Origin of the sequence: Pseudomonas rhodesiae (assembly GCF_007858255.1) — a bacterium.
GTDB lineage: Bacteria > Pseudomonadota > Gammaproteobacteria > Pseudomonadales > Pseudomonadaceae > Aquipseudomonas > Aquipseudomonas rhodesiae.
In genome coordinates, this window is record NZ_VFEU01000010.1 from 174,803 (window position 1) to 195,824 (window position 21,022).

General features: G+C 62.6%; 18 protein-coding genes. 12 read left to right on the top strand and 6 right to left on the bottom strand.

Features of this window, described 5'->3' with window-relative positions; genetic code table 11:
• Nucleotides 1-4 precede the first annotated feature (4 nt).
• From FIV35_RS16765 to FIV35_RS16800, 8 genes are all read left to right on the top strand, one after another.
• Complete coding sequence (locus FIV35_RS16765; RefSeq protein WP_034137820.1) at nt 5-1,207, top strand: ABC transporter substrate-binding protein; 1,203 nt, start codon at nt 5-7, stop codon at nt 1,205-1,207.
• Nucleotides 1,208-1,266: 59 nt separating this feature from the next.
• Nucleotides 1,267-2,127: a branched-chain amino acid ABC transporter permease gene (locus tag FIV35_RS16770; RefSeq protein ID WP_034137821.1), complete on the top strand. Its 861-nt coding sequence runs from the start codon at nt 1,267-1,269 to the stop codon at nt 2,125-2,127.
• A 1-nt stretch (nt 2,128) separates the two neighbouring features.
• Entirely contained in the window at nt 2,129-3,139 is a 1,011-nt protein-coding gene (locus tag FIV35_RS16775; protein WP_034137822.1) for a branched-chain amino acid ABC transporter permease, read from the top strand.
• Nucleotides 3,136-3,885: an ABC transporter ATP-binding protein gene (locus FIV35_RS16780; protein WP_034137823.1), complete on the top strand. Its 750-nt coding sequence runs from the start codon at nt 3,136-3,138 to the stop codon at nt 3,883-3,885. The genes FIV35_RS16775 and FIV35_RS16780 overlap by 4 nt, the downstream gene beginning before the upstream one ends.
• Nucleotides 3,885-4,580 (top strand): ABC transporter ATP-binding protein, encoded by a 696-nt coding sequence (locus FIV35_RS16785; protein WP_034137824.1) that lies wholly within the window; start codon nt 3,885-3,887, stop codon nt 4,578-4,580. Before FIV35_RS16780 ends, FIV35_RS16785 begins: the two co-directional genes overlap by 1 nt.
• A gap of 13 nt (nt 4,581-4,593) precedes the next feature.
• A complete protein-coding gene (locus tag FIV35_RS16790; protein WP_034137825.1) occupies nt 4,594-5,865 on the top strand; it encodes a Zn-dependent hydrolase in 1,272 nt (423 codons plus the stop codon).
• The gene (locus FIV35_RS16795; protein ID WP_034137826.1) at nt 5,858-7,261 is read left to right on the top strand and encodes an amidase; all 1,404 of its coding nucleotides are present in this window, start codon (nt 5,858-5,860) and stop codon (nt 7,259-7,261) included. Before FIV35_RS16790 ends, FIV35_RS16795 begins: the two co-directional genes overlap by 8 nt.
• A 94-nt stretch (nt 7,262-7,355) precedes the next feature.
• On the top strand, nt 7,356-8,219 hold the full coding sequence (locus tag FIV35_RS16800) for a LysR family transcriptional regulator (RefSeq protein ID WP_034111016.1): 864 nt from the start codon (nt 7,356-7,358) through the stop codon (nt 8,217-8,219).
• 72 nt (nt 8,220-8,291) lie between these two features.
• On the opposite strand, the gene FIV35_RS16805 is transcribed toward FIV35_RS16800, so the two are convergent.
• The 6 genes from FIV35_RS16805 to FIV35_RS16830 form a co-directional block, all read right to left on the bottom strand.
• On the bottom strand, nt 8,292-9,734 hold the full coding sequence (locus FIV35_RS16805) for a hypothetical protein (RefSeq protein WP_034098972.1): 1,443 nt from the start codon (nt 9,732-9,734) through the stop codon (nt 8,292-8,294).
• Nucleotides 9,735-9,850: 116 nt separating this feature from the next.
• Nucleotides 9,851-10,228, bottom strand: coding sequence for a hypothetical protein (locus FIV35_RS16810; protein ID WP_034137827.1), 378 nt, complete (start codon nt 10,226-10,228; stop codon nt 9,851-9,853).
• A gap of 2 nt (nt 10,229-10,230) precedes the next feature.
• Nucleotides 10,231-11,226, bottom strand: a complete 996-nt coding sequence (locus tag FIV35_RS16815) for a hypothetical protein (protein ID WP_034137828.1) — start codon at nt 11,224-11,226, stop codon at nt 10,231-10,233.
• A 137-nt stretch (nt 11,227-11,363) separates the two neighbouring features.
• Nucleotides 11,364-12,428, bottom strand: a complete 1,065-nt coding sequence (locus tag FIV35_RS16820) for a lipocalin-like domain-containing protein (protein WP_034137829.1) — start codon at nt 12,426-12,428, stop codon at nt 11,364-11,366.
• Entirely contained in the window at nt 12,418-14,880 is a 2,463-nt protein-coding gene (locus FIV35_RS16825; RefSeq protein WP_034137830.1) for an ABC transporter permease, read from the bottom strand. Before FIV35_RS16825 ends, FIV35_RS16820 begins: the two co-directional genes overlap by 11 nt.
• A gap of 1 nt (nt 14,881) precedes the next feature.
• Nucleotides 14,882-15,550, bottom strand: coding sequence for an ABC transporter ATP-binding protein (locus FIV35_RS16830; RefSeq protein ID WP_034137831.1), 669 nt, complete (start codon nt 15,548-15,550; stop codon nt 14,882-14,884).
• A gap of 235 nt (nt 15,551-15,785) precedes the next feature.
• On the opposite strand from FIV35_RS16830, the gene pmrG reads away from it, so the two are divergent.
• From pmrG to FIV35_RS16850, 4 genes are all read left to right on the top strand, one after another.
• On the top strand, nt 15,786-16,499 hold the full coding sequence (gene pmrG / locus FIV35_RS16835) for a lipopolysaccharide core heptose(II)-phosphate phosphatase PmrG (protein ID WP_052198946.1): 714 nt from the start codon (nt 15,786-15,788) through the stop codon (nt 16,497-16,499).
• A gap of 184 nt (nt 16,500-16,683) precedes the next feature.
• Nucleotides 16,684-18,339, top strand: coding sequence for a lipid IV(A) 4-amino-4-deoxy-L-arabinosyltransferase (gene arnT / locus FIV35_RS16840; RefSeq protein ID WP_034137832.1), 1,656 nt, complete (start codon nt 16,684-16,686; stop codon nt 18,337-18,339).
• Nucleotides 18,339-19,859: an ArnT family glycosyltransferase gene (locus tag FIV35_RS16845; protein WP_034137833.1), complete on the top strand. Its 1,521-nt coding sequence runs from the start codon at nt 18,339-18,341 to the stop codon at nt 19,857-19,859. The genes arnT and FIV35_RS16845 overlap by 1 nt, the downstream gene beginning before the upstream one ends.
• 372 nt (nt 19,860-20,231) lie before the next feature.
• Nucleotides 20,232-21,011 (top strand): helix-turn-helix transcriptional regulator, encoded by a 780-nt coding sequence (locus FIV35_RS16850; protein ID WP_034137834.1) that lies wholly within the window; start codon nt 20,232-20,234, stop codon nt 21,009-21,011.
• Nucleotides 21,012-21,022 lie beyond the last annotated feature (11 nt).

Here is a 21,022-nt window from a genome sequence, read left to right on the forward strand (position 1 = left end):
CCCCATGCAGCGTCGTACGTTATTGAAAGCCAGCCTCACCGCAGCCGCCGCCCTCAGCCTCCCGCTGAGTGTGCGTTCGGCATTCGCCGCCGAGCCCTTTACCTTTTACGGCCTCAAGTCCATGTCCGGCGCTTTCGCCAGCTATGGCAAGTTTGCCGACATGGGGTCGCGCCTGGCGGTGGAGCAGCACCCCGAGATTCTCGGTCGCCCGCTGAACTACAAGGTTATCGACACCGAAGGCAATGCCGGCAAAGCGGTACGCAAGGTGCAAGAGGCGATCCAGCAGGACGGTGCGCGGTTCTTCCAGGGCTGCACCTTGTCTTCCTCGGCGTTGGCGGTAGCCAAGGAAGTGGACAAGGCCGGTGGCGTGTTCATGACTCCGGTGGGCGCCGATGAAGTTACCGGCAAGGACTGCAACAAGGCCACGTTTCGCTGGTCGGTGCCCACCTACGGTGCGATCCGCGAAACCCTGGTGCCGCTGATCAAGTTGCTGCCCGAGGCCAAGCGCTGGTACACCATCACACCGCAATACGTGTTCGGCGAAGCGCTGCTTGAAGGCGCGAAAACCGTGCTCAAGGACAAGGGCCTGGAGCACGTCGGCAACAGTTTCCATTCGCTGCAGGAGCAGGAATTTTCCGGTTACCTGACCAACGCCATCGCCGCTCGGCCCGATGTGCTGGTGCTGCTGAATTTCGGCAGCCAGTCTTCCAACACCCTGCGCCAGGCGGTGAACTTCGGGATCAAGGAGCGCATGAAGGTGCTGCTGGTGTGGTCTGCCGGGCTCGACCAGTTCCAGGAACTGGGCAGCGACCTATTGGAAGGCGTGTACCTCGGCGCGCAGTACTGGCATCAGGTGGACACCCCACTCAACCGCGAGTTGGTCAAGCTGACCCAGGCCAAGTACGGCATCAACCCCACCTACCCGCTGGCCGCCGACTACATCAGCACCAAGGTCATGCTCGACACCATCGTCGCCACCGGCAGCTTCGACGGCCCCACGGTTGCCAAGGCCATGCAGGGCCTGAGCTACGACGGCCCCACCGGTAAAGAATCGATCCGCGCCGGCGACCATCAGGTGATCAAGGACTACTACCTGTTGATCGGCAAAGCCGCCAGCGAAATGGCCGACAAGGACGACTTGGCCAAAGTGCTCAGCGCCGGCCAATCCTTCCCGCCGGTCGACGCCACGGGCTGCACGCTCGCCTGATCCTGACCAGTCAAACGCGACAGGGCCGCCCCGGCGGCCACCTGTCCGAGGGTTTCTGCATGCTTAATCTTTACCTGTTCCAGATACTCAATGGCCTGGGGTTGGGAATGATCTACTTCCTGATCGCGGTCGGGCTGACGATCATTTTCGGCCTGCTCAACTTCGTCAACTTCGCCCATGGCGCGTTCTTTCTGCTGGGGGCGTACATCTGCTACACGGCCGTCAGCCTGACCGGCAATTTCTGGCTGGCGTTGCTGCTCGCGCCGCTGGTGGTGGCCGCCTTGGCCTGGGTGATCGAACGCGTGTTGATCCAGCGGATTTATCACCTGCCCCACATGTTCCAGATCCTGGTGACCCTGGGCATTGCGCTGATCATCCAGGAAGCCAGCGTGATGATCTGGGGCCCGGTGGGCAAAAGCGTCGCCGTACCGGAGTTGCTGCGCGGCGTACTGGTGGTGGGGGACTTTATCTATCCCTACTACCGTCTGTTCTTGATCGGGTTTTCTGCGCTGATCGGCCTGGGCCTGTGGCTGTTGCTGGAACGCACGCGCTTCGGCGCTCTGGTGCGCGCCGGCAGTGAAAGCACCGAAACCGTATCGCTGCTGGGCACGAATATCTTCCGTCTGTTCTCCATGACCTTCGCCCTCGGCGTGGCGCTTGCCGGCGTCGCGGGCGTGCTGTTCGCGCCGTTGCGTGGCGCGCAGCCTTTTGTCGGCCCGGAAATCCTCGGCATCGCTTTCGTGGTGGTGGTGATCGGCGGCATGGGTTCGTTCGGCGGCGCGCTGGTCGGCGGTCTGCTGGTGGGCGTGGTGCAAAGCCTGATGACCACACTGTGGCCCCAGGGCGCGAGCCTGATGATCTACGGCGCCATGGCCGCGGTGATTCTGGTGCGTCCTTACGGCCTGTTCGGGAGAGCCTGACATGAGCGAGAAAAACCCCCTGCCGTTCGCCAAAACCCAGTCCCGCGCCATGCTGCTGTGGGTGCTGGCGGTGCTGATCGGCCTGCCGTTGGTGCTGCCCTCGGCGACCCTGGCTACCGAGATTCTGATCTTCGCCATGGCCGCCCTGGCCTGCAACCTGTTGCTGGGCTACACCGGGCTGTTGTCGTTCGGCCAAGGCATCTTCTTTGGCGCCGGCGCCTATTGCGCAGCGCTGCTGATGATCCACCTGCAACTGGGGCTGTTCACCGCGCTGCTCGGCGCGGCCCTGGCCGGCGGGTTCCTGGCGTTGCTGGTGGGCGCCCTGGCGATTCGGCGTACCGGCATTTACTTTGTGATGCTGACCCTGGCGTTCAGCCAGATGGCTTACTTCGTGGCCTACACCTTGAGCGACTGGACCGGCGGCGACAACGGCTTGCTCAGCGTGCCGCGCCCGGAAATCCGCGTCGGCGACAACGTGCTGCTGTCCCTGGCCGATGCCCGTGCGTTCTACGGGTTTGTCGCGGTGCTGTTCCTGCTGATATTTATCGGTGCGCGCCGGGTCATCGCTTCGCCATTCGGCAGCACGCTGATGGCGATCCGCGAAAACGAAACCCGCGCCTCGGCCATTGGCTACGACACGCGGCACTTCAAGATCCTGGTGTTCGTGCTGTCCGGCGCGGTCACCGGCGTCGCCGGCGCGCTGTACGCCATGCTGCTGCACTTTGTGCCGCTGTCGAATATCGACCTGGCGATGTCCGAGAACATCCTGATCATGACCATCGTCGGCGGCACCGGCTCGTTGTTCGGTTCGCTGCTGGGTGCCGGCTCCATCGTGCTGTTGGGGGATTTTTTGTCCGACCTGTGGCCACGCTGGCTGATGCTGCTGGGGGCGATCCTGATCCTGGTGGTGATCTTCATGCGCGGCGGTTTGTGGGGCGGGCTGGCCGGGCTGTTCGAACGGGTGCGCGGCACTCGCAAAACCGCTGCCGTCGTCAAGGAGGAAGGGCTATGAGTATCTTGCTGGAAACCCAAGATTTGGAACTGGCCTACGGCGCGTTCCGGGCGGTGAACGGCGTGAACCTCAAGGTCGAGGCTGGCACCATCCACACCATCATCGGCCCCAACGGCGCCGGCAAAACCAGCCTGTTCCACTGCCTGACCGGCGAACGCCAGGCCACGGCCGGGGCGATTCATTTCAACGGCCAGAACCTGATGCGCAAACCGGCCCACGGCCGTGTGGGCCTGGGCATGGCGCGCTCGTTCCAACTCACCAGCCTGTTCCAGAACCTGAGCGTGCGCGAAAACCTGCGCCTGGCCGCCCAGGGCCGCGACGGTGCGCGCGCGCTGAATTTCTGGCGCCGGGTGGACAGCCAACGCGAACATCTAGAGATGGCCGATCAGGTGCTGGAACGCCTGCAACTGACCGCCCGTGCCGAGACCCTGGCCGGCGAGTTGTCCCACGGCCAGCAACGGGTATTGGAGGTGGGCATGTCGATCTGCTCCAAACCCAAACTGTTGATGCTCGATGAGCCCACCTCGGGCATGGGCATCGACGATATCCCGATCATGACCCAGTTGATCAGCGACCTTGGCCGTGACCACACGGTGCTGTTGATCGAACACAACATGAGCATTGTCATGTCCATCAGCCAACGCATCACCGTGATGAGCCACGGGCAGATCCTGGTGGAAGGCACGCCGGAGTTCGTGCGCGCCGATGAACGTGTGCGTACGGCTTACCTGGGGGAGGCTGCCTGATGCTGACTGTCGAGAATATCCATTCCTACTATGACAAAAGCCATGTCCTCGAAGGCGTGTCGTTGACCGTCAACCCCGGCGAGCTGGTCACCCTGCTGGGCCGCAACGGTGCGGGCAAGACCACCACGCTGCGCAGCATCCTCGGCATCATTTGCCCGCGCCAGGGCCAGATCCATTTCAACGGCCAGGCGCTGGTGGGGCAGAAAATCTTTGAAATCGCGCGCCAAGGCCTGGCGCTGGTGCCGGAGAACCGTGGGATTTTCCGCCTGCTCAGCGTCGAAGAAAATTTGCGCATCGCTGTGCGCAAGAGCAGTCGCTGGCAGTTGGATGACGTGTACACCATGTTCCCGCGCCTCAAGGAGCGCCGCAAAAACGCCGGCCACGCGTTGTCCGGCGGCGAGCAGCAGATGCTCGCCATCGCCCGCGCCCTGCTTAACGACCCCAAGCTGCTGATCCTCGACGAACCCACCGAAGGCTTGGCCCCGGTGATTGTCGACGAGTTGGTAAAGATCCTGCGCAAGGTCAAGGACGACGGCCTGCCGGTACTGCTGGTGGAACAGAACCTGATGGTCTGCGACAAGCTTGCCGACCGCCATTACGTGCTCGAACAGGGGCGCGTGGTGTACGAGGGCAGCGCCGCAGCGTTCCGCGCCGACCCGAGCATCAAAAACCGTTATTTGGCCCTGAGCGCCTGACCGGAGAGTGCCCATGAACAGCTTTGCACAACCGCTCCAGAGCAATGCCCCGCTGATCGACCGCGACCGCTTGTGGCAGTCGCTGATGGACCTGGCTCGCCTCGGCGCTACCGCCAAAGGCGGCGTGTGCCGCCTGGCCCTTACCGACCTCGACCGCCAGGCCCGCGACCTGTTCGTGCAGTGGTGCGAAGACGCCGGGTGCAGCGTGACCGTCGACGGTATCGGCAACATCTTCGCCCGCCGCCCCGGTCGCAATCCGGACCTGGCGCCGGTAATGACCGGCAGCCATATCGACACCCAGCCCACCGGCGGCAAGTTCGATGGCTGCTACGGCGTAATGGCCGGTCTGGAAGTGATCCGCACCCTCAATGATTTGAAGATTGAAACCCAAGCACCGATTGAAGTGGTGGTGTGGACCAACGAAGAAGGTTCGCGCTTTGCGCCATGCATGATGGGCTCCGGAGTGTTCGCCGGCAAATTCGACTTGCAGGACACCCTGCACAAACAGGACGAACAGGGCCTGTCGTTGGGCGCCGAGTTGCAACGCATCGGCTATGCCGGTTCACGCGCCGTCACCGGCCACGCGGTGGGGGCGTATTTCGAGGCGCATATCGAACAAGGCCCGGTGCTGGAAGACCGCGCCACTACCATCGGCGTGGTGATGGGTTGCCTGGGCCAGAAGTGGTTCGACCTGACCCTGACCGGCGTCGAGGCCCACGCCGGTCCGACCCCGATGCACTTGCGCAAGGACGCCCTGGTAGGCGCCGCCGAAGTGGTCAGCGCGGTCAACCGCATCGCCCATCAACACCAGCCGCACGCCTGCGGCACGGTAGGTTGCCTGAGCCTGCATCCGGGTTCGCGCAACGTGATCCCCGGCCAGGTGCATATGACCCTCGACCTGCGTCACCTGCACGCCGACAAGCTGCAAGCCATGGTCGAGCAAGTGCGCAGCGTGATAGACGCCACCGCCGCCCGCCACGGGCTCAGCGTTGAACTGACACCCACCGCCGACTTCCCGCCGCTGGACTTCGACCCGGCCTGCGTCAATGCCGTACGTGACGGCGCACAGGCGCTGGGCTTGAGCCATATGGACATCGTCAGCGGCGCCGGGCACGACGCGATCTTTGTCGCCGAACTGGGCCCGGCCGGCATGATCTTCGTGCCGTGCGAAGGCGGTATCAGCCACAACGAAATCGAAAACGCCGCCCCGGACGACCTGGCGGCAGGCTGCGCGGTGTTGCTGCGCGCCATGCTCAACGCCGCCCAGGAGAGCCGCCATGAGTGAGATCGGCCAGCTGACAGCGGTTCAGCTACTGCAGCAGTTCCGCAACAAAGCCCTGTCGCCGGTGGAGGTCACCGAAGACGCGCTGCTGCGCATCGAACGTTACAACCCGGTGGTGAATGCGTACTGCCATGTGGACCCCGAAGGCGCTCTCAATGCCGCGCGGGCCTCGGAGCAACGTTGGTTGAAGGGTGAACCGTGCGGCGCGCTGGATGGCGTACCGGCGTCGATCAAAGACCTCACGCTGACCGTCGGCATGCCGACGCGCAAGGGTTCACGCACCACCTGCGCCGACGGCCCATGGGATATCGATGCGCCCTTTTCGGCATTCATGCGCAACGCCGGCGCGGTACTGCTGGGCAAGACCACCACCCCGGAATTCGGCTGGAAAGGCGTCACCGACAACCCGCTATACGGCATCACCCGCAACCCGTGGGACACCCGCACCACCGCCGGCGGCTCGTCCGGCGGCGCCGGCGCGGCGGCGGCATTGAACCTCGGCGTGCTGCACCAGGGCAGCGACGCGGGCGGCTCGATTCGCATTCCCTGCGCGTTTACCGGCACCTTCGGCATCAAGCCGACCTTCGGCTACGTGCCGCAATGGCCGGCGAGTTCCATGACCATCCTGTCGCACCTGGGGCCGATGACCCGCACCGTCGAAGACAGCGTGCTGATGTTGCAAGCCGTCGCACGGCCGGATGCGCGGGATGGTTTGATCGGCGCACCACGCAGCACGCCGTGGTTATCCGACGCCTTGGACCTGAAGGGTATGCGCATCGCTTACAGCCCCAACTTCGGTTACGTCGACGTGGATCCGCAGGTGGCCCAGGTGGTCGCACGGGCGGTTGAGGGCCTGGTGCAGTTGGGCGCCCATGTCGAGCAGATCGACCCCGGCTTCAGCGACCCCCTGGACCTGTTCAGCACCCTGTGGGCGGCCGGCGCCGCGCGCTTGACCGGTTCGATGAGCGAGGCACAAAAACACCTGCTCGACCCTGGCCTGCTGCACATCGCGCAACGCGGCGAACGCTTGAGCCTGAACGATTTCAACACCGCCCTGGAAGCCCGCGCAGCGTTAGTGGCACGGATGGCGGCGTTCCATGAGAATTACGACGTGCTGGTCTCGCCGATGCTGCCGATCACCGCATTTGCCGCCGGGCACAACGTACCGCCAGGCTCGGGGATGGACGAATGGACGCAATGGACGCCGTTTACCTACCCTTTCAACCTCACCCAGCAACCGGCGGCATCGGTACCCTGCGGCTTGGCCAATGGCTTGCCGGTGGGGTTGCATGTGGTGGCGGCGCGATTTGCCGATGAGAAGGTGTTGCGGGTGTGTCGGGCCTATGCCGACGCGTTTCCTACCCAGCACTTGCGGGCGCCGAAGGACTCGACACCGTAGAACAAAATGTGGGTTGGGCTTATCCCTTCCCACATTTTCTGATCGCATTTCAATTCCCTGCCTCTACAATGCCCCACTCATACGCGGGGGCTTCATGGATATCGAACTGGCACGCACCTTCCTCGAAATCACTCGCTGCGGCAGCCTGGCCGCGGCGGCAGAGAAACTGCACGTTACCCAGACCGCCATCACCGCCCGCGTGAAAAACCTGGAGAACCAGCTGGGCTGCACGCTGTTCGTGCGCAACCGGGCCGGGGCACGACTGACCGCCGATGGCGAAGCGTTTGTGGTGTACGCCAATCAATTGCTGCAAACCTGGGAAGCCGCGCGTCGCGACCTGCCGTTGCCCGATGGCTATCGCAATGTGCTGCATATCGGCGGCGAGGTGAGCCTGTGCAACCCGCTGATGCTCGGCTGGGCCCAAGCCCTGCGCGAACACATCCCCGGTCATGCCCTGCGTACGGAAATCCGCGAGGGCGACTATCTGTTGCGTCAACTGGAACTGGGCGTGCTCGACGCCGCGCTGGTGTTCCAGCCGCACTACTGGCCGGGGCTGCAAGTGGAGCAGGTGTTGGAGGAAAAACTGATCCTGGTGCAATTGGCGAGCAAGCCCGAACCCTACGTCTATATCGATTGGGGCCCGGGGTTTCGCCAGCAGCATGACGCCGCCCTGCCCGACCGGGCCCGCGCCGCCGTGAGTTTCAACCTCGGCCCGCTGGCACTGCAATACATCCTGGAGAACGGCGGCGCCGGGTACTTCCGCACGCGGGTGGTGCAAAGCTACCTGGACAGCGGCGTGATGCGGCGCGTAGCCAAAGCGCCCGAATTCAGCTTTCCGACGTACCTAGTGTACGCACGGGCGCGGGATTCGGCGGTGTTGCAACAGGCGCTGGAACTGCTGCGCGGGGTGGTCAAGGCCGAAGGGGATTGGTCACAGCGCTGGGATCCATTGAGTTAAGCCATCAGCCATTGCCGCAAAAAAAGGGGGCAGCCTGTGCAGGCTGCCCCCTTTTTCACTGACGCGTCACGATCAATGCACGATGGTCTGGGTGCAGATATGCCCCAGGCTGACGTACTGCACATTGTCACCACCGACGCCTACCCCCGGAAACTCAGCCAGCTCGATGCGCCAGCCGCCCTGGTTGTAGGTGGTGTCCCACTTGTACGGCACACCGGTGCTGCTGTCGTTGATGACCGTATGGTAATCGCCGAAGCAGCTGCCGATATTTGCCGTGGCCGAGGTCGCACCTGCGCTGTTGGTGGTGGCCGGGTAGTCGACCCAGCGGTAGTCGAAGTCGATGAAGTGGTTATCCACGCGCAACACCGGCGTGACACCCAGCAACGGCGCTCCGGTGGAGTCGGACCATTGCGTGCTCCAGTTCAGAACCCGCGCGGTTTGCGTGGCCAGTGGCATTTCCGATACCGGCACACGAACGATGTTGTCACCCTTCACATCGTGGTTATTGAGGCGCGGCGTGGAGCCCAGGCTCAGCTGGTACTGCTTGGTCGCATCCTGCGCCACGTTCGGGTTGGCCCGTACGCGCACTTTGACCGTGGTGCCCGGCGCCACGCTGGGGTAGGTCGACGTCGAACCGGCCGGCACCGTGACCCAATTGACCCCGTCGAAACGGTCGAAGATCCACTGGTTGCGACTGCCGGTTTCATCACCGGCCAGGTACATACTCACGCTCTGGCCGCGCACGGCCTTGAAGTCGAAGTAATCGACATCGTTGGCGTTGTCGAGGTTACCGCTGACTTTGTTCATCGAGTCCGGCAGCACGAAGGCGGTTTGCGGCGTGTCGTTGGGTTCGTAGGCATCGATATTGGTGTCTACGGCAACGCCAAAGCTGAACTGCCCGTTGCTGGCGGCGTTGGCCACCATGTACCAGTAATAATCCCCCGCCGGCAGCACGCCATTGAGGTATTCATCGGCGTTGCCGGCGGCATCCGAAGAGCCGACCAGGCTCAGGTTGCCCTGGCCGTCGTCGAGGAACAGGTTCAGCGACATGTCGGTGCCGGCGCTCTGGTTGACCAGTTGCACTTGGATGCGCGCGTTCTGCGGCAGGTTGAAGTGGTAGGCGAACTCGTTGCCCGTCTGCACCCCGTCCACGCTGTAGAGCGTGTTGATATCCAGCGTGGGGAACAACGGCTCGAACGCAGCAATGGCAGCGGCGCTCAATTGGGCCTGCGCCGGTTTTTTCAGTTCACCGACCACGGTGTCGAACGGTGCGGTTTTCACCGCCTGGGTCAGCGCCTTGGACTGTCCGGTCTTGGCGGCCTTGAGTTTTTGCTTGAGCGAGGCCGAAACCTTCGCCCCATCCAACTTGCCGCCGGGCTTGAGCGCCTTGTCGACCGCCTGCCGGACGGCCTGGGCACTGAGTTTCTGAGGGGTTTGCTCCGCCAGCGCAAAGGCCGAAACAAAGCAGGAGGCCGCCATGGCCGCGCCGAGCATAAAGGCTTTTTTCGATTTCATTTTTTATCCATCCATAGTTAAAAACTGAAGGTCAGGTGACATCCGGTCACCTGGGATGGACTGTAGGACACAACTGTATGCATGTACAGTATTTTTTGAAAAAAATGTGGGAGATTTCAGATTTCAATGCCGCCCCATCTACGCCAGACAGCCCCGATGAGCAACGCGAGAGCCCAAATGTGGCACAGGCGATAGGGCCATAGAGCCCAGCGTTTGAGAGCTAACGGAACGCAGTCCAACTCAGCCTCGGTCACAAGTCCTTTTTTCACATAGCGCTTTGGCATTGAGAGGATATCGATCATCAAACCCATGCGATGAAATCTGGCGAGTCTCTGGTTACGTCCCCATTTACGTTTGTGCTCACGAACCACTGTGTTCTTGCTGAAATAACTCTCCAGCTCTTCCAGCTTTCTATGTTCGGCAAATAACATCAGTCCCAGGATGACGAACGTCAAAATAATCAACAGGGTGACGTAGACGAAAAAAAGGTCCATGACTACGCATCTACCGGTTGGAATATAAAAACACCATCGATTTCCATGATCTTTCCACCTACGAACCCACCGAAATCGCCAACTTCGCTACCTCCCACATACCCTGCCCCAGCACCTCCGATAATTGCGCAGGCCAGTCTGGCGTTAGCTTTCAGAGAAACCCCCAACACCATATCGCAAGCACGGCGAGCAAATGCAGCCCCGTACTTCCCCCCGACAGCCGCCCCCGACACCGCCCCCACCAACCTCCCCGTCTCCACATACTTCGCCCTCCTGCACTGCGCCTCTCGCCCCGTCACACACGCCTCCTTGATCTCCAACCCCGCCACGCCCACATCCAGCGCCACGCCGAGATAGGTCCCTTTGCCCAGCCACTTCGACATTTGCGCGGTCTCCCGAATCCGCTGTGCATACCCGGCGATCTCACCTTTATGCAGATAGCTTTTGGTCGATATTCCCAGCACCTTTTTCAACGATTCATGCCCCTGCAACCCTGTGCCAAAACGTGCCGCGCCTTGCAGTTGCAGGTCCAGGCGGCGGAACAGGGTCTGGCGCTGTTGGATAAAGGCATCGCGGTCCAATGCACCGTCTTTCAAGCGCTGATGCAACTGCTCGATTTCTTCCAAGGTCTGCGCCACGTCATTCAGATGCCGCGCCCAGGCCGCTGTGGCGCTGCCGATGCCTATGGAGCTGTACGCCATAAAGCTTTGTAACAAGTCATAGTTGTCGATCAAGGCCTTGCCGGTGGATGAGTTCATGTCCAGGTTGCGTCGCACTGCTTCGGCATGGCGCATCAACCAGGCTTCCTCGCCGGAACAACTTACGCTGTGGGGATCGGGAATAATCACCAACTGCCCCGGCGTGACCAGGCCGGGGCGCAGGTGCCGGTTCAACACATCAAAATGCTCGGAACGTTGGCGGGTCGGGGCGCTGCCCATCAGGCGGGATTTCAAGCTGTGGGAGTCCGTGGTGCGGTCGTTGATATAGCTCTGCGCCATGCCCTACATCCGGGATGCAAAGAAGATGGCGTGGAAATATAAGCAAGCGCCTATGCCCCGGACACAAGCGCAGGTGGGGTGAAGCGCATTTGGGAAGTTGCCTACTGGGTGAGGAAATAGCGCCTACGGAAACGCCCCTAATAGCCGGTCATCTCCAAGTAACCCACCCCACCGTCAAAGCGCACCGGGCCTTCCCAGTACGGAATACTCAGGTTCATCCAGGCGTTGGGGTTAAGCGCCTCGGTGGTGATGTCCAGCTGTTTGCTGGGGATCTTCAGCGACCAGCGCGTCGGTATCTGGCGCCCATCGATGGCGGTAGTGTGCAACGGCGTCAGTTGGATATCGCCATTGTGCAGGGTCTGGGTACGGCCTTCGCGGTCGATCCAGGTGCCGGTCAGGTAGGGCGCACCGTCGGTTTGCCGCACCCGGAACAGCATCAATTGTGCGCCGCGATCCAGGTGCAGGGAGAACCAGTCCCAGCCGCTCTGGCTGGCGCTCAGCGGTTGGCTGCTCCATTCGCGGTCGAGCCAGGCGGGGCCGCTGACCTGATAGGTCTTGCCATCAATGCTTACGCTGCCCTCGGCGCTAAAGAATGGCTGGCTGTAGTAATACGACGCCTGGCCCTGATCGGATTTGCGGCTGTAGCCGTTGTCGCCCTGTAACACCAGCGGGCGCTGGGAGGTCAGGCGCAGGTCGTAGGCAAATTGCGCACCGTGGGCCTTGAGTTGCATGTCGTTCAATGCGCCGGTGACACCGGGGCGGCTGGCGAAATTCCAGTCATCGATCCAGGCATTGAACGGCGCCGCTTGCGCCCCGGCCTGGCCCACGCCGCCACGGGCAAAGCGTTCGGCGGCGTAGTGGCGGGTGGCGGATGTGACGGCTGCATGTCCGAGCCACAGGGTGGAGTCGTGCCAGCCCGGTTGGGTGGGCCCGGCCTTCAGGGCGTTGCGAAACAATGTCCACTGCACACCGAACTGATTGCCCTGGGCATCCTTGAGATTGGCGGTGACGTACCACCATTCGATGCGATACCCCGCGTGGGGGCCATGGTCTTCGGGAAAGCTGAAGACTTCGCCGGGCACCACTTGGGCAAAGTCCGCCGCATCGCTGCCAAGGCCGGCGAAGCTTTCCGCGGGCGCTGGGGCTTTATCGCAGGCCGCCAGCAGCCACAGCACAGCCCAACACAACGACTTAACCTTCATGGGCAAATGTCCTCAACAAGTCCGCCGGACGGCTGCGATACAACTGCCACAGCGGCCAGGCCGAAGCCAGCAACGTGGCCAGCAGTGCCAGGCCCAGCAATTGCGCCAATTGCCACGGGAACACCTGCAACGGCAGGCGCCAGCCGAACGCCTGCACATTGATCACCGCGTCCAGGCACCACGCCAGCAGCAGCCCCAGCGGCAGCGCCAGGCACAAGGTGAGCACCGCCAGCAGCCAGGTCTGGCCCAGGTTGAGCAGCATCAATTGTCGCCGCGTCACGCCCAGCGCCCACAGCGGTGCGAGTTGACCGAGGCGGCTCTGGCTCTGGGTCAGCAAGCTGATGAACAACGCCACGCCCGCCACGCCAAGGGTCAGGCTATTGAGCGCGGCGGTGGCGGCGAAGGTGCGCTCGAACACCTGGCTCGACCAGCCCTTGAGTTGCTGCTGATCGATGATGCGGCTGTCCTCCAGGGCAAACACCCGTTGCAGGTCACGGATCAGCGCCGGCACATCGGACGGCGCGACCCGCAGGTTGAAACGCGACGGCGACAGGCCCGGCCAGTGGCTGAGCAAGTGGGTGGCATTGATCAGCAGATGGCCCTTGGGGTTGCCGTAGTCGGCGTAGATGCCCACCACCTTCGGTGTCCACGGCCCCTGCGGCGTTGACAGGTTCAGCGTTTCGCCCACGCTGACTGCCAGGCGGCGCGCCAGTTGCTCGCTGAGCATCACGCTGTCGCCGTCACGCAATTGGTCCCAAGGCGCGCGCGCCGCTTCCAGCAACGGCCAGTGCTGCCGATAGGTGGGATCGTCGACCACCCCTGACAGGTCCGCCGGCCAGCCTTGCACCTGCACCGCCACCTGCCAGGTGGGCAGTACCGCACGCACCCGTGGTTGCTGCGCCAGCCAGGTGCCCAGTTGCTCGGCCTGGGCCGGGCTTTGGGGGTTGAGGTACAGCTCGGCGGTCAGGCGTTGTTCCAGCCAATGATTGAAAGTATGGCGAAAGCCCGAGGTCATGGAACCGGCACCGATATTGGCGGCCAGCGCCAACAGCAACGCCATCAGCGCCAAGCTCAGGGCCGGCAGTTGCTGACGGCAATCGGCGAGAAACCATTGGCCGAGCACCGAGCGACTGCGGCCCAGCACTGCTTTGAGCAAGCCGTTAAGCAACACCGGCAACCCCAGGGCGGCGCCCAGCAGCAACGCGGCCATCAACACAAAGCCGGCGGCCAGGCTATCGCCGCGCCACAGCGCCAACAGGGCCACCAGCAGCGCGGCGGCGGCCACGTAGCCTTGACGCCGCAACCAGCGCCCGTGGGCCTCGTGCCAGGCTTGGGCATTGGCCAACGCCAGCAACGGCAGGCGCGCTGCACGCCATAGGCTACTGGCGCCGGCGAGCAAGGCGCCGAGCAGGCTAACGCCCAAACCGGCCAGCCACCAGCCTGGGTTCAGGCTCAATTGCCCCGGCACTTCGGCGCCATACAGACCGCGCAGGCTGGCGGCCACATCCGGCAGCAACAGGCTGGCCAGCAGGTAACCGCTGGCCACGCCGAGCACGCCGCCGAGCAACGCCAATGCACCCAACTCCACCCCTAAGCCGACGATCAGGCAACGCGCGCTGACGCCGCAGGCACGCAAGGTGCGCAGTAACCCACGCCGCTGCTCCAGGGCCAGGCCGATGGCGGCATGCACGATAAACAGCCCGACTACGAAGGACAAAAAGCCCAGTGCGTCGAGGTTCAGGTGAAAGCTCTCGGTCAGCCGCGCGAGGTTGTTGTCCTCGCCTTGCTTGAGTTGGAGCCCGGCGGGCGGCGTGGGGCGGTCGGCGGCGAAGGCGTTGTCCAGCAACAGGCGTGACAAACCCTCGGGCATCCCCAGCAACGGCTGGGCGAAAGCGATATCCATGAGCAACAGCCCAGGCGCCATATCCGCTTGGGCCTGCAACGGCGGCAGGCGCTGCCCATTCAGCGTCAAGGGTTGCTCACCCGCTTGCAGCCCGAGGGCTTGCAAGGTTTGCGGGGCGACCCAGGTGCGGCCCGGCGGCGCGAAGAACGCCAGCATCTGCGCCTGGCTCAAGCGCTGCCCCGCTACCGCGCCACTGCCCGGCAGCGACAGCGGATCGATGCCCATCAATTGCAGGCGCAGGTCTGCATGCCCTTGAAGTTGCACCCTGCCCTGCACCACCGGCGACACCGGCCACCCGGCACGGCGCAACTGGGCAAACAGTGTCTGGGGAAAACTGGCGCCGTCCGGCATCGCGAGGCTGGCCTGGGGTTCGCCGCCGATCAATTGGCTGGCGCGGGCGTAGCTGTCGCGCGCCTGGCTGTTGAGGGCTTGCACCCCGGTCAATAACGCGGTGGCCAGCCACAGGCCGGTGAGCACGCTGAAAAACTGCACGGGATGGCGTCGCCAATGGCTGAGCAAGGCGCGCAACGTCCAATAGAACACCGCCACCTCAGACCGCTCCCGCCGCTACGACCTGGCCGCGATGCAGCACTACCTGGCGATCCAGTCGTGCAGCGAGGCGTGGGCTGTGGGTGACCATCAACAGGCTGGTGGGGCTGTCGCGCAACAGGTCGAGCATCAGTTGCAGCACCTCGTCGCTGGTGGCTTCGTCGAGGTTGCCGGTGGGCTCGTCGGCCAACAACAGCCGCGGACGCGAAGCCAGCGCACGCCCCACCGCGACCCGCTGCTGCTGGCCGCCCGAGAGTTGCTCCGGGTAACGCCTGAGCAAATCCCCCAGGCCCAGGCGCTCGATCAATTGGGCCTGCCAATGGGCATCGAAACGCCCCGCCAGCCGCGCCTGGAATGCCAGGTTGTCGGCCACCCGCAAACTGCCGATCAGGTTGAATTGCTGAAACACCAGGCCGATGTCCGTGCGCCGCCAGTGCGCCAGTTGCGCCTCGCTCATCCGGTCCAGGCGCTGTTCGCCGATCTGGATACGGCCACTATCGACTCGATCCAACCCGGCCACCAGATGCAACAGCGTGCTCTTGCCGCTGCCCGACTCCCCCATCAACGCCAAGCTGCTGCGTGCGGCCAGGTGCAGATCGACACCGGCCAGCACCGTCAACGGGCCCTGAGGAGTGACATAGCTTTTAAACACGCCTTGCACCTGCAACATGGGAGCACTCGTTTGATGGGTGGCCATCGAGGATAACGGCTGCGGTCCGAGCCCACGCAAATTTTTCACATGGATTTCACCGGACGGCCACCCGTCACTCTTTAAATTGCCGGCCAAGCGTCATCCGTCGGCAACTTGTTAGTTGCTACGCCTGGCAACTTTTAAACGCTCCATGTTCAGCGAAAAGACAGCCGCTCTGTGACAGCTTCTGGCTCCACTCAAGGCACTCGCCAACATGTCGCGCCCAATAAATAAAACGCTGGCGACAGCGCCCAAGGTGAATGAAGTGGTTGACCTGACCCTGACCAAGCCACGCGCACACCGGCACTTTCTCAAGCGCTTGTCAGCGCTCTGGCTGGGCATTGCGGTAGTTGCCTTGCTCGTGACTGCTTTCATGAACTGGCCCTTATCGCCACGGGACTTGGGTGTCGGCAATCGCCTGCTGAGTTCATCGGTGTTGCCGCTCTGGCGCGATGGCGACTTGATCGTACTGGTGCGCCATGAAGAGCGCTGCGACCGTTCGAGCAACCCGTGCCTGGGCCCCGTCGAAGGCCTGACGATCAAAGGCAGCCAACGCGCCGAACAACTCGGCAAAGCCTTTAAATCCTTGGGCATGGAAGGCAGCGACGTGCTCGCCAGCCCGGCTATTCGTACCGCCCAGACGTCCCGCTTCATGTTCGGCAAGACCGATGTCACCGCCAGCCAGCAAGCCGTCTGCGGCGCGGCCATGGGCGAGGAATTGCTCAGCCATAAACAGCCCGGGCGCAACCTGGTGTTCGTCACGCACAGCGGCTGCATCGCCGACTTTGAAACCCATCTGGGCTACCCCCGTGCGCGGTTTCCCGAGTACGGCAGTGCACTGTTCGTGCAAGTTCTGCCCAACGGTAAGTTCAAAACCCTGGGCATTGTTAATAACCCCGATTGGCCCGCTGCCCTCAAGCAACTTTAAGCACAGTTACAACAACCGCCACAGCGTGTTCAGCAAAAAGACAGCCCTGTTCTGGCATGTTGAATTGCGTCTTTAAATCAGGACGCCATGACTCTTTCTCGCCACTTAGTGAACGCTTTGGTTCTTCCGCTATGACTTTATTAGTTCAAACAGTCTCCATAAAACGTCAAGGAGCGACGTTGCCATGCCCCGCATAAAACCGTTGCACCTGCTGTTATTGGCCTTCGCAGGGTTTTATCTGCTGCCCTTGGGCCTGCACGGTTTGTGGACGCCGGATGAAACCCGCTACGCCCAGGTCAGCCAGCAAATGCTGCTCAGCGGCAACTGGGTGGCACCGCACTTTATGGGCATGCGCTATTTCGAAAAACCCGCCGGAGGCTATTGGCTGATCGCCCTGGGCCAAGCCGTGTTCGGCCAGAACCTGTTCGGCGTGCGCATCGCCTCGGCCCTGACCAGTGGCCTGAGTGTGTTGCTGGCCTATCTGCTCGCCCGCCGCCTGTGGAATGATCCGCGCAAAACCTTCGCCTGCGCCCTGCTCTACCTGAGCTTCGGCTTGATCGCCGGCCAAGCCGGGTATTCCAACCTCGATCCGCTTTTCACGCTGTGGGTCAACCTGAGTCTGGTCGCGTTGTGGTTTGCCCTCGACAGTCAAACACTGCCTGGCCGACTGAGCGCCTGGGCCATCGTGGGGCTTGCCTGCGCCATGGGCTTTATGACCAAAGGCTTTCTGGCCTGGGCGCTACCTGTATTGATCGCGGTGCCCTATATGCTCTGGCAACGGCGCCTGGGGGAATTGCTGCGCTACGGCCCACTGGCGGTACTAGTGGCGGCGCTGGTGTGCTTGCCCTGGGTGTGGGCGATTCATGTGCAGGAACCGGATTTCTGGCGCTTCTTTTTCTGGAACGAACATATTCGCCGCTTCAGTGCCGAGGATGCGCAGCATGTGCGGCCGTGGTGGTTTTTCCTGCCAATCATGACTGTGGCGTGCCTGCCCTGGGCGGGGCTGCTACCCAACACCCTGCGCAAGACCTGGCAGGAAAAAACCCAGGCCCCCATTCGCTTCCTGGCCCTGTGGCTACTGCTGCCGCTGGGATTCTTCAGCCTCAGCAACGGTAAGCTGCCGACCTATATCATGCCGTGCCTGCTGCCGCTCGCCCTGCTCATGGGGCACACCTTGATCGACCTGATCAGCCAAGGCAAAGCCCGGTCGATCGGCCTTAACGGCCTGCTTAATTTCGCCATTGGCATGGCGGCGATGATCGGCCTGATTTACCTGCAAATCGCCCGACCGCTATACGGCAATAGCCATGCCGAGATGTTCAGCCTGTCCCTGACCTTTATCGTGCTGTTGATGTGGATTCTGACCAACCTGCTGCAAGCCTTCCGCCCGTTGACGCTGTGGGCCATGCCGACCCTGGGCATCGGCCTGCTGGTGGTACTGCTGCCGGCCGGCATGCCGGCACTGATCACCGACAACGAAATGCCCGACCAATTCGTGCAAGAACACCTGGGCGAACTGCAGCAAACCAGCGCCTTGCTGAGCAACCAACTGGAAAGCGCCAGCGCCCTCGCCTGGCGCCTGCAACGCCCTGACGTGACGCTGTACAACACCGAGGGCGAATTGCGTTACGGCCTGCAATACCCCGATGCCGCGCAGCGTAAGGTGGACGTGACGCAGGTTCAGGACTGGCTCAAAGAGGCCCGCCGTCACGGCCCGGTCGGCGTGCTGCTGCGGGTCGGCAGCACCAGCGAAATGGCCGAGGCTGGGCAACTGCCGCTGGGTGGTAAACGCTATAACAAAGGCTATCTGGAACTGACCCTGTACCCGCAGGTGCCCTGATGCCGGTCTATCCTCGCAGCGAACGTGGCGCCTTGCTGTTACTGCTCGGCGTCTGTGCCCTGTTGCTGTTGTGCGGGCTCGGCGCGCGTGACCTATGGGGGCCGGAAACCCGTTGGGCGAACATTGCCTTGCAGATGTTGCAGAGCGGCGATTACTTCGACCCTTACCTCAAAGGTGCGCTGTATTACGACAAACCCCTGCCCTCCTACTGGATGATCACCGGCATGGCGCACCTGATGGGCGGCCTGGGCCCGTGGTCGCTGCGCTTACCCTCGGTCATCGCTGCGTGGTTGAGCGTGTGGCTGATCTACCTGCTCGGCGAGCGCCTGTTTCGCAGAGGCACCGGTCTGATCGCGGGCTGGATGCTCGCCACCACGTTCTACTTCCTCTTCTGGGCGCGGGTGGCCACGGCGGATGTGCTGACTCTGTGCGGCGTCCTCGCCGCCGTATGGTGGTACTGGCGTGGGCCGGACGACACACGGCTGGGACGTTACACCGTGTTCTGCCTGTTACTGGCAGCGACGTCGCTGTTCAAAGGCTTGATCGGCGTGGTGCTGCCAGGCCTGGTGTTGCTGCCGCACCTGCTCAGCAAGCAGCGCTACAGGCAGCACCTCAACCTGCGCTTGTTACTGGCCGCACTGATTGGCGGCGCGGCATATGCGGTGCCGTTCGTGTTATCCCACCGCTACGGCGCGGCGACTTACGGCGAGAGCGGCCTGGCGTTGGTGTTCCGGGAAAACGTGGTGCGCTTCTTCGATCCCTTCGACCACATGGGGCCGATCTACACCTACCTGATCTACCTGCCCGCCTACACCCTGCCCTGGACGCCGTGCTGGCTGCTGGGTCTGTGGCTGGCCGTGCGGCACTGGCGCCATACGCCTGCCAATGTGCGCTGGCTGGTTTGGGGCTTGGGTCTGTTGTTTGTGTTTTTTACCGCCAGCGGCAGCCGACGCAGTTACTACGTGCTGCCGCTGGTGCCATTCGCCCAGCTGTTGGCCGCTTGGTGGTTGAGCGAACGCCTGGCGAAAAAGCCGGCCAGTGGGACGCGCTGGCACAAGGGTTTCGCCATCGCCGCCGTGGTGATGCTCGGTGTGCTCGGCGTGGCCTACCCCTGGAGCAACGGCAATGGCGGCGTCACCCGCTTTGCCGAGGATGTACGCACCGAGGCGGTCAAAACCGCGCCGTGGGATCAATGGCAGATGGTCATGTTGGAAGTCGACAACAAGGTGCCCCTGTACCTGCAAAACCAAGGCAACGCGTTCTACTACGTCAGCCAGGCCCAAAACTTCCCGCGCCAAGGCGACAGCGCCGCGTTCATGGCTTGGCTGGACACCACCAGCGGCCGGCACTTCGCCCCAGAGCGCACGATTATCGTCACAGCGTTCTCCAAGGACGACCCGACGCCACTGGCTTACCTCGCCGCAGACCATCAGGTCATCACGACACAACCGGATAACGGCGAACGGCTGTTCCGGGCGAGGCAGGACGGCAGCAAAGCATTCATTCCGCGCCAGCCCTGAAAGGGGCGATTGACTTGACTGCCGCCCTCTTGCCCCGATATCCAAACGAATAGGTCCCCACCCCTGAAGCCCGACGGCTGAAACGATTAAAGCGCTGTAAGACATTGGCTACTGATTGGCGAGGTCAACCAGAGTGCTTGCCTGTCTCTCGCTAAATATTATCCATAAATTTCATATAGTTAGGATAAATCAAAAATTTGACCCCCAGATCCATATCCGGAAACGCCCTTCAGAAACGTCGAATTAATGACGCGATTTTTATGGCACGTTGTCTACCTCGTTTCAGCTGGATAAGTAGGATCAGGCGCTTATGCTTCAAGCAAACTCCCAGGGCGGCCATTAACAGTGCTGAACCTTGACGCTCGGCGGGCCATGGATGCCCAGCCACACGAACCCGAGAGCCCACATTTCTACGCGCAACTGGGCGAGGTGATTGCCCATAGCGGCCACGCCCATTTCGCCGACCATCTGCTGCAGTTGGTCAACCGATCGGTGCCTGCCCAATGGGTCGACCTCAGTGAGTGGACCCTGGGTGAATTGCCCGGGCACGTCCTCGACATCAAGCGGCTGGGCAGCGCCGGCCACCCGCACGCACGGCCGCCATGCCTGACGTCGGGGCAGGACCAGCCGTTGCTGCGGGACATGCTCGACATGCAGGACCCGTTGCTGATCCAGATAAACCCAAGGATCAACAACCTACACCAGTGCCACCTGGTGTCACGCCAAGGCAACCGACGCTGGGTGATCTCGCTGTACCGATCCGACACCGAACGCGGCTTTGCCTTGGCACAGCTGTCATTCCTCAAGCGACTGTCGGATACCCTGCTGCCGCTGCTCGAACACCACGTACAACTGCTGCATCAGGTACCGCGTAATCCGGATCACGCGCTGCCCGAACAATCGCAGTTGCACCGTGCGTTCTACCAACGCCTGTCCCTGGACGCCGTCAGCCTGTCCGCGCGCGAGCAACAGGTGTGCCTGGGCCTGTTGACCGGCGGTACCGTGCCGCAGTTGGCGCAAAAGCTCAGTGTGAAAAACAGCTCGATCGAAACCTACTTCAAACGCGCCGCCACCAAGCTGGGCGTCAGCGGCCGGCACGGGTTAGCCAAGTGGATGATCGGCGCGGCAGCGTCTGGATACGAAGCAGGATGAAGCCAGGTCCG

Excerpts from the sequence above, each read along its gene's own strand:
- FIV35_RS16790 (WP_034137825.1), top strand. The coding sequence starts at position 4,594 with ATGAACAGCTTTGCACAACCGCTCCAGAGCAATGCCCCGCTGATCGAC.
- FIV35_RS16845 (WP_034137833.1), top strand. The coding sequence starts at position 18,339 with ATGCCGGTCTATCCTCGCAGCGAACGTGGCGCCTTGCTGTTACTGCTC.
- FIV35_RS16810 (WP_034137827.1), bottom strand. The coding sequence starts at position 10,228 with ATGGACCTTTTTTTCGTCTACGTCACCCTGTTGATTATTTTGACGTTC.
- FIV35_RS16830 (WP_034137831.1), bottom strand. The coding sequence starts at position 15,550 with ATGTTGCAGGTGCAAGGCGTGTTTAAAAGCTATGTCACTCCTCAGGGC.
- FIV35_RS16770 (WP_034137821.1), top strand. The coding sequence starts at position 1,267 with ATGCTTAATCTTTACCTGTTCCAGATACTCAATGGCCTGGGGTTGGGA.
- FIV35_RS16805 (WP_034098972.1), bottom strand. The coding sequence starts at position 9,734 with ATGAAATCGAAAAAAGCCTTTATGCTCGGCGCGGCCATGGCGGCCTCC.
- FIV35_RS16780 (WP_034137823.1), top strand. The coding sequence starts at position 3,136 with ATGAGTATCTTGCTGGAAACCCAAGATTTGGAACTGGCCTACGGCGCG.
- FIV35_RS16820 (WP_034137829.1), bottom strand. The coding sequence starts at position 12,428 with ATGAAGGTTAAGTCGTTGTGTTGGGCTGTGCTGTGGCTGCTGGCGGCC.
- FIV35_RS16765 (WP_034137820.1), top strand. The coding sequence starts at position 5 with ATGCAGCGTCGTACGTTATTGAAAGCCAGCCTCACCGCAGCCGCCGCC.
- FIV35_RS16785 (WP_034137824.1), top strand. The coding sequence starts at position 3,885 with ATGCTGACTGTCGAGAATATCCATTCCTACTATGACAAAAGCCATGTC.
- FIV35_RS16800 (WP_034111016.1), top strand. The coding sequence starts at position 7,356 with ATGGATATCGAACTGGCACGCACCTTCCTCGAAATCACTCGCTGCGGC.
- FIV35_RS16775 (WP_034137822.1), top strand. The coding sequence starts at position 2,129 with ATGAGCGAGAAAAACCCCCTGCCGTTCGCCAAAACCCAGTCCCGCGCC.
- FIV35_RS16815 (WP_034137828.1), bottom strand. The coding sequence starts at position 11,226 with ATGGCGCAGAGCTATATCAACGACCGCACCACGGACTCCCACAGCTTG.
- arnT (WP_034137832.1), top strand. The coding sequence starts at position 16,684 with ATGCCCCGCATAAAACCGTTGCACCTGCTGTTATTGGCCTTCGCAGGG.
- FIV35_RS16795 (WP_034137826.1), top strand. The coding sequence starts at position 5,858 with ATGAGTGAGATCGGCCAGCTGACAGCGGTTCAGCTACTGCAGCAGTTC.
- pmrG (WP_052198946.1), top strand. The coding sequence starts at position 15,786 with ATGTCGCGCCCAATAAATAAAACGCTGGCGACAGCGCCCAAGGTGAAT.
- FIV35_RS16850 (WP_034137834.1), top strand. The coding sequence starts at position 20,232 with ATGGATGCCCAGCCACACGAACCCGAGAGCCCACATTTCTACGCGCAA.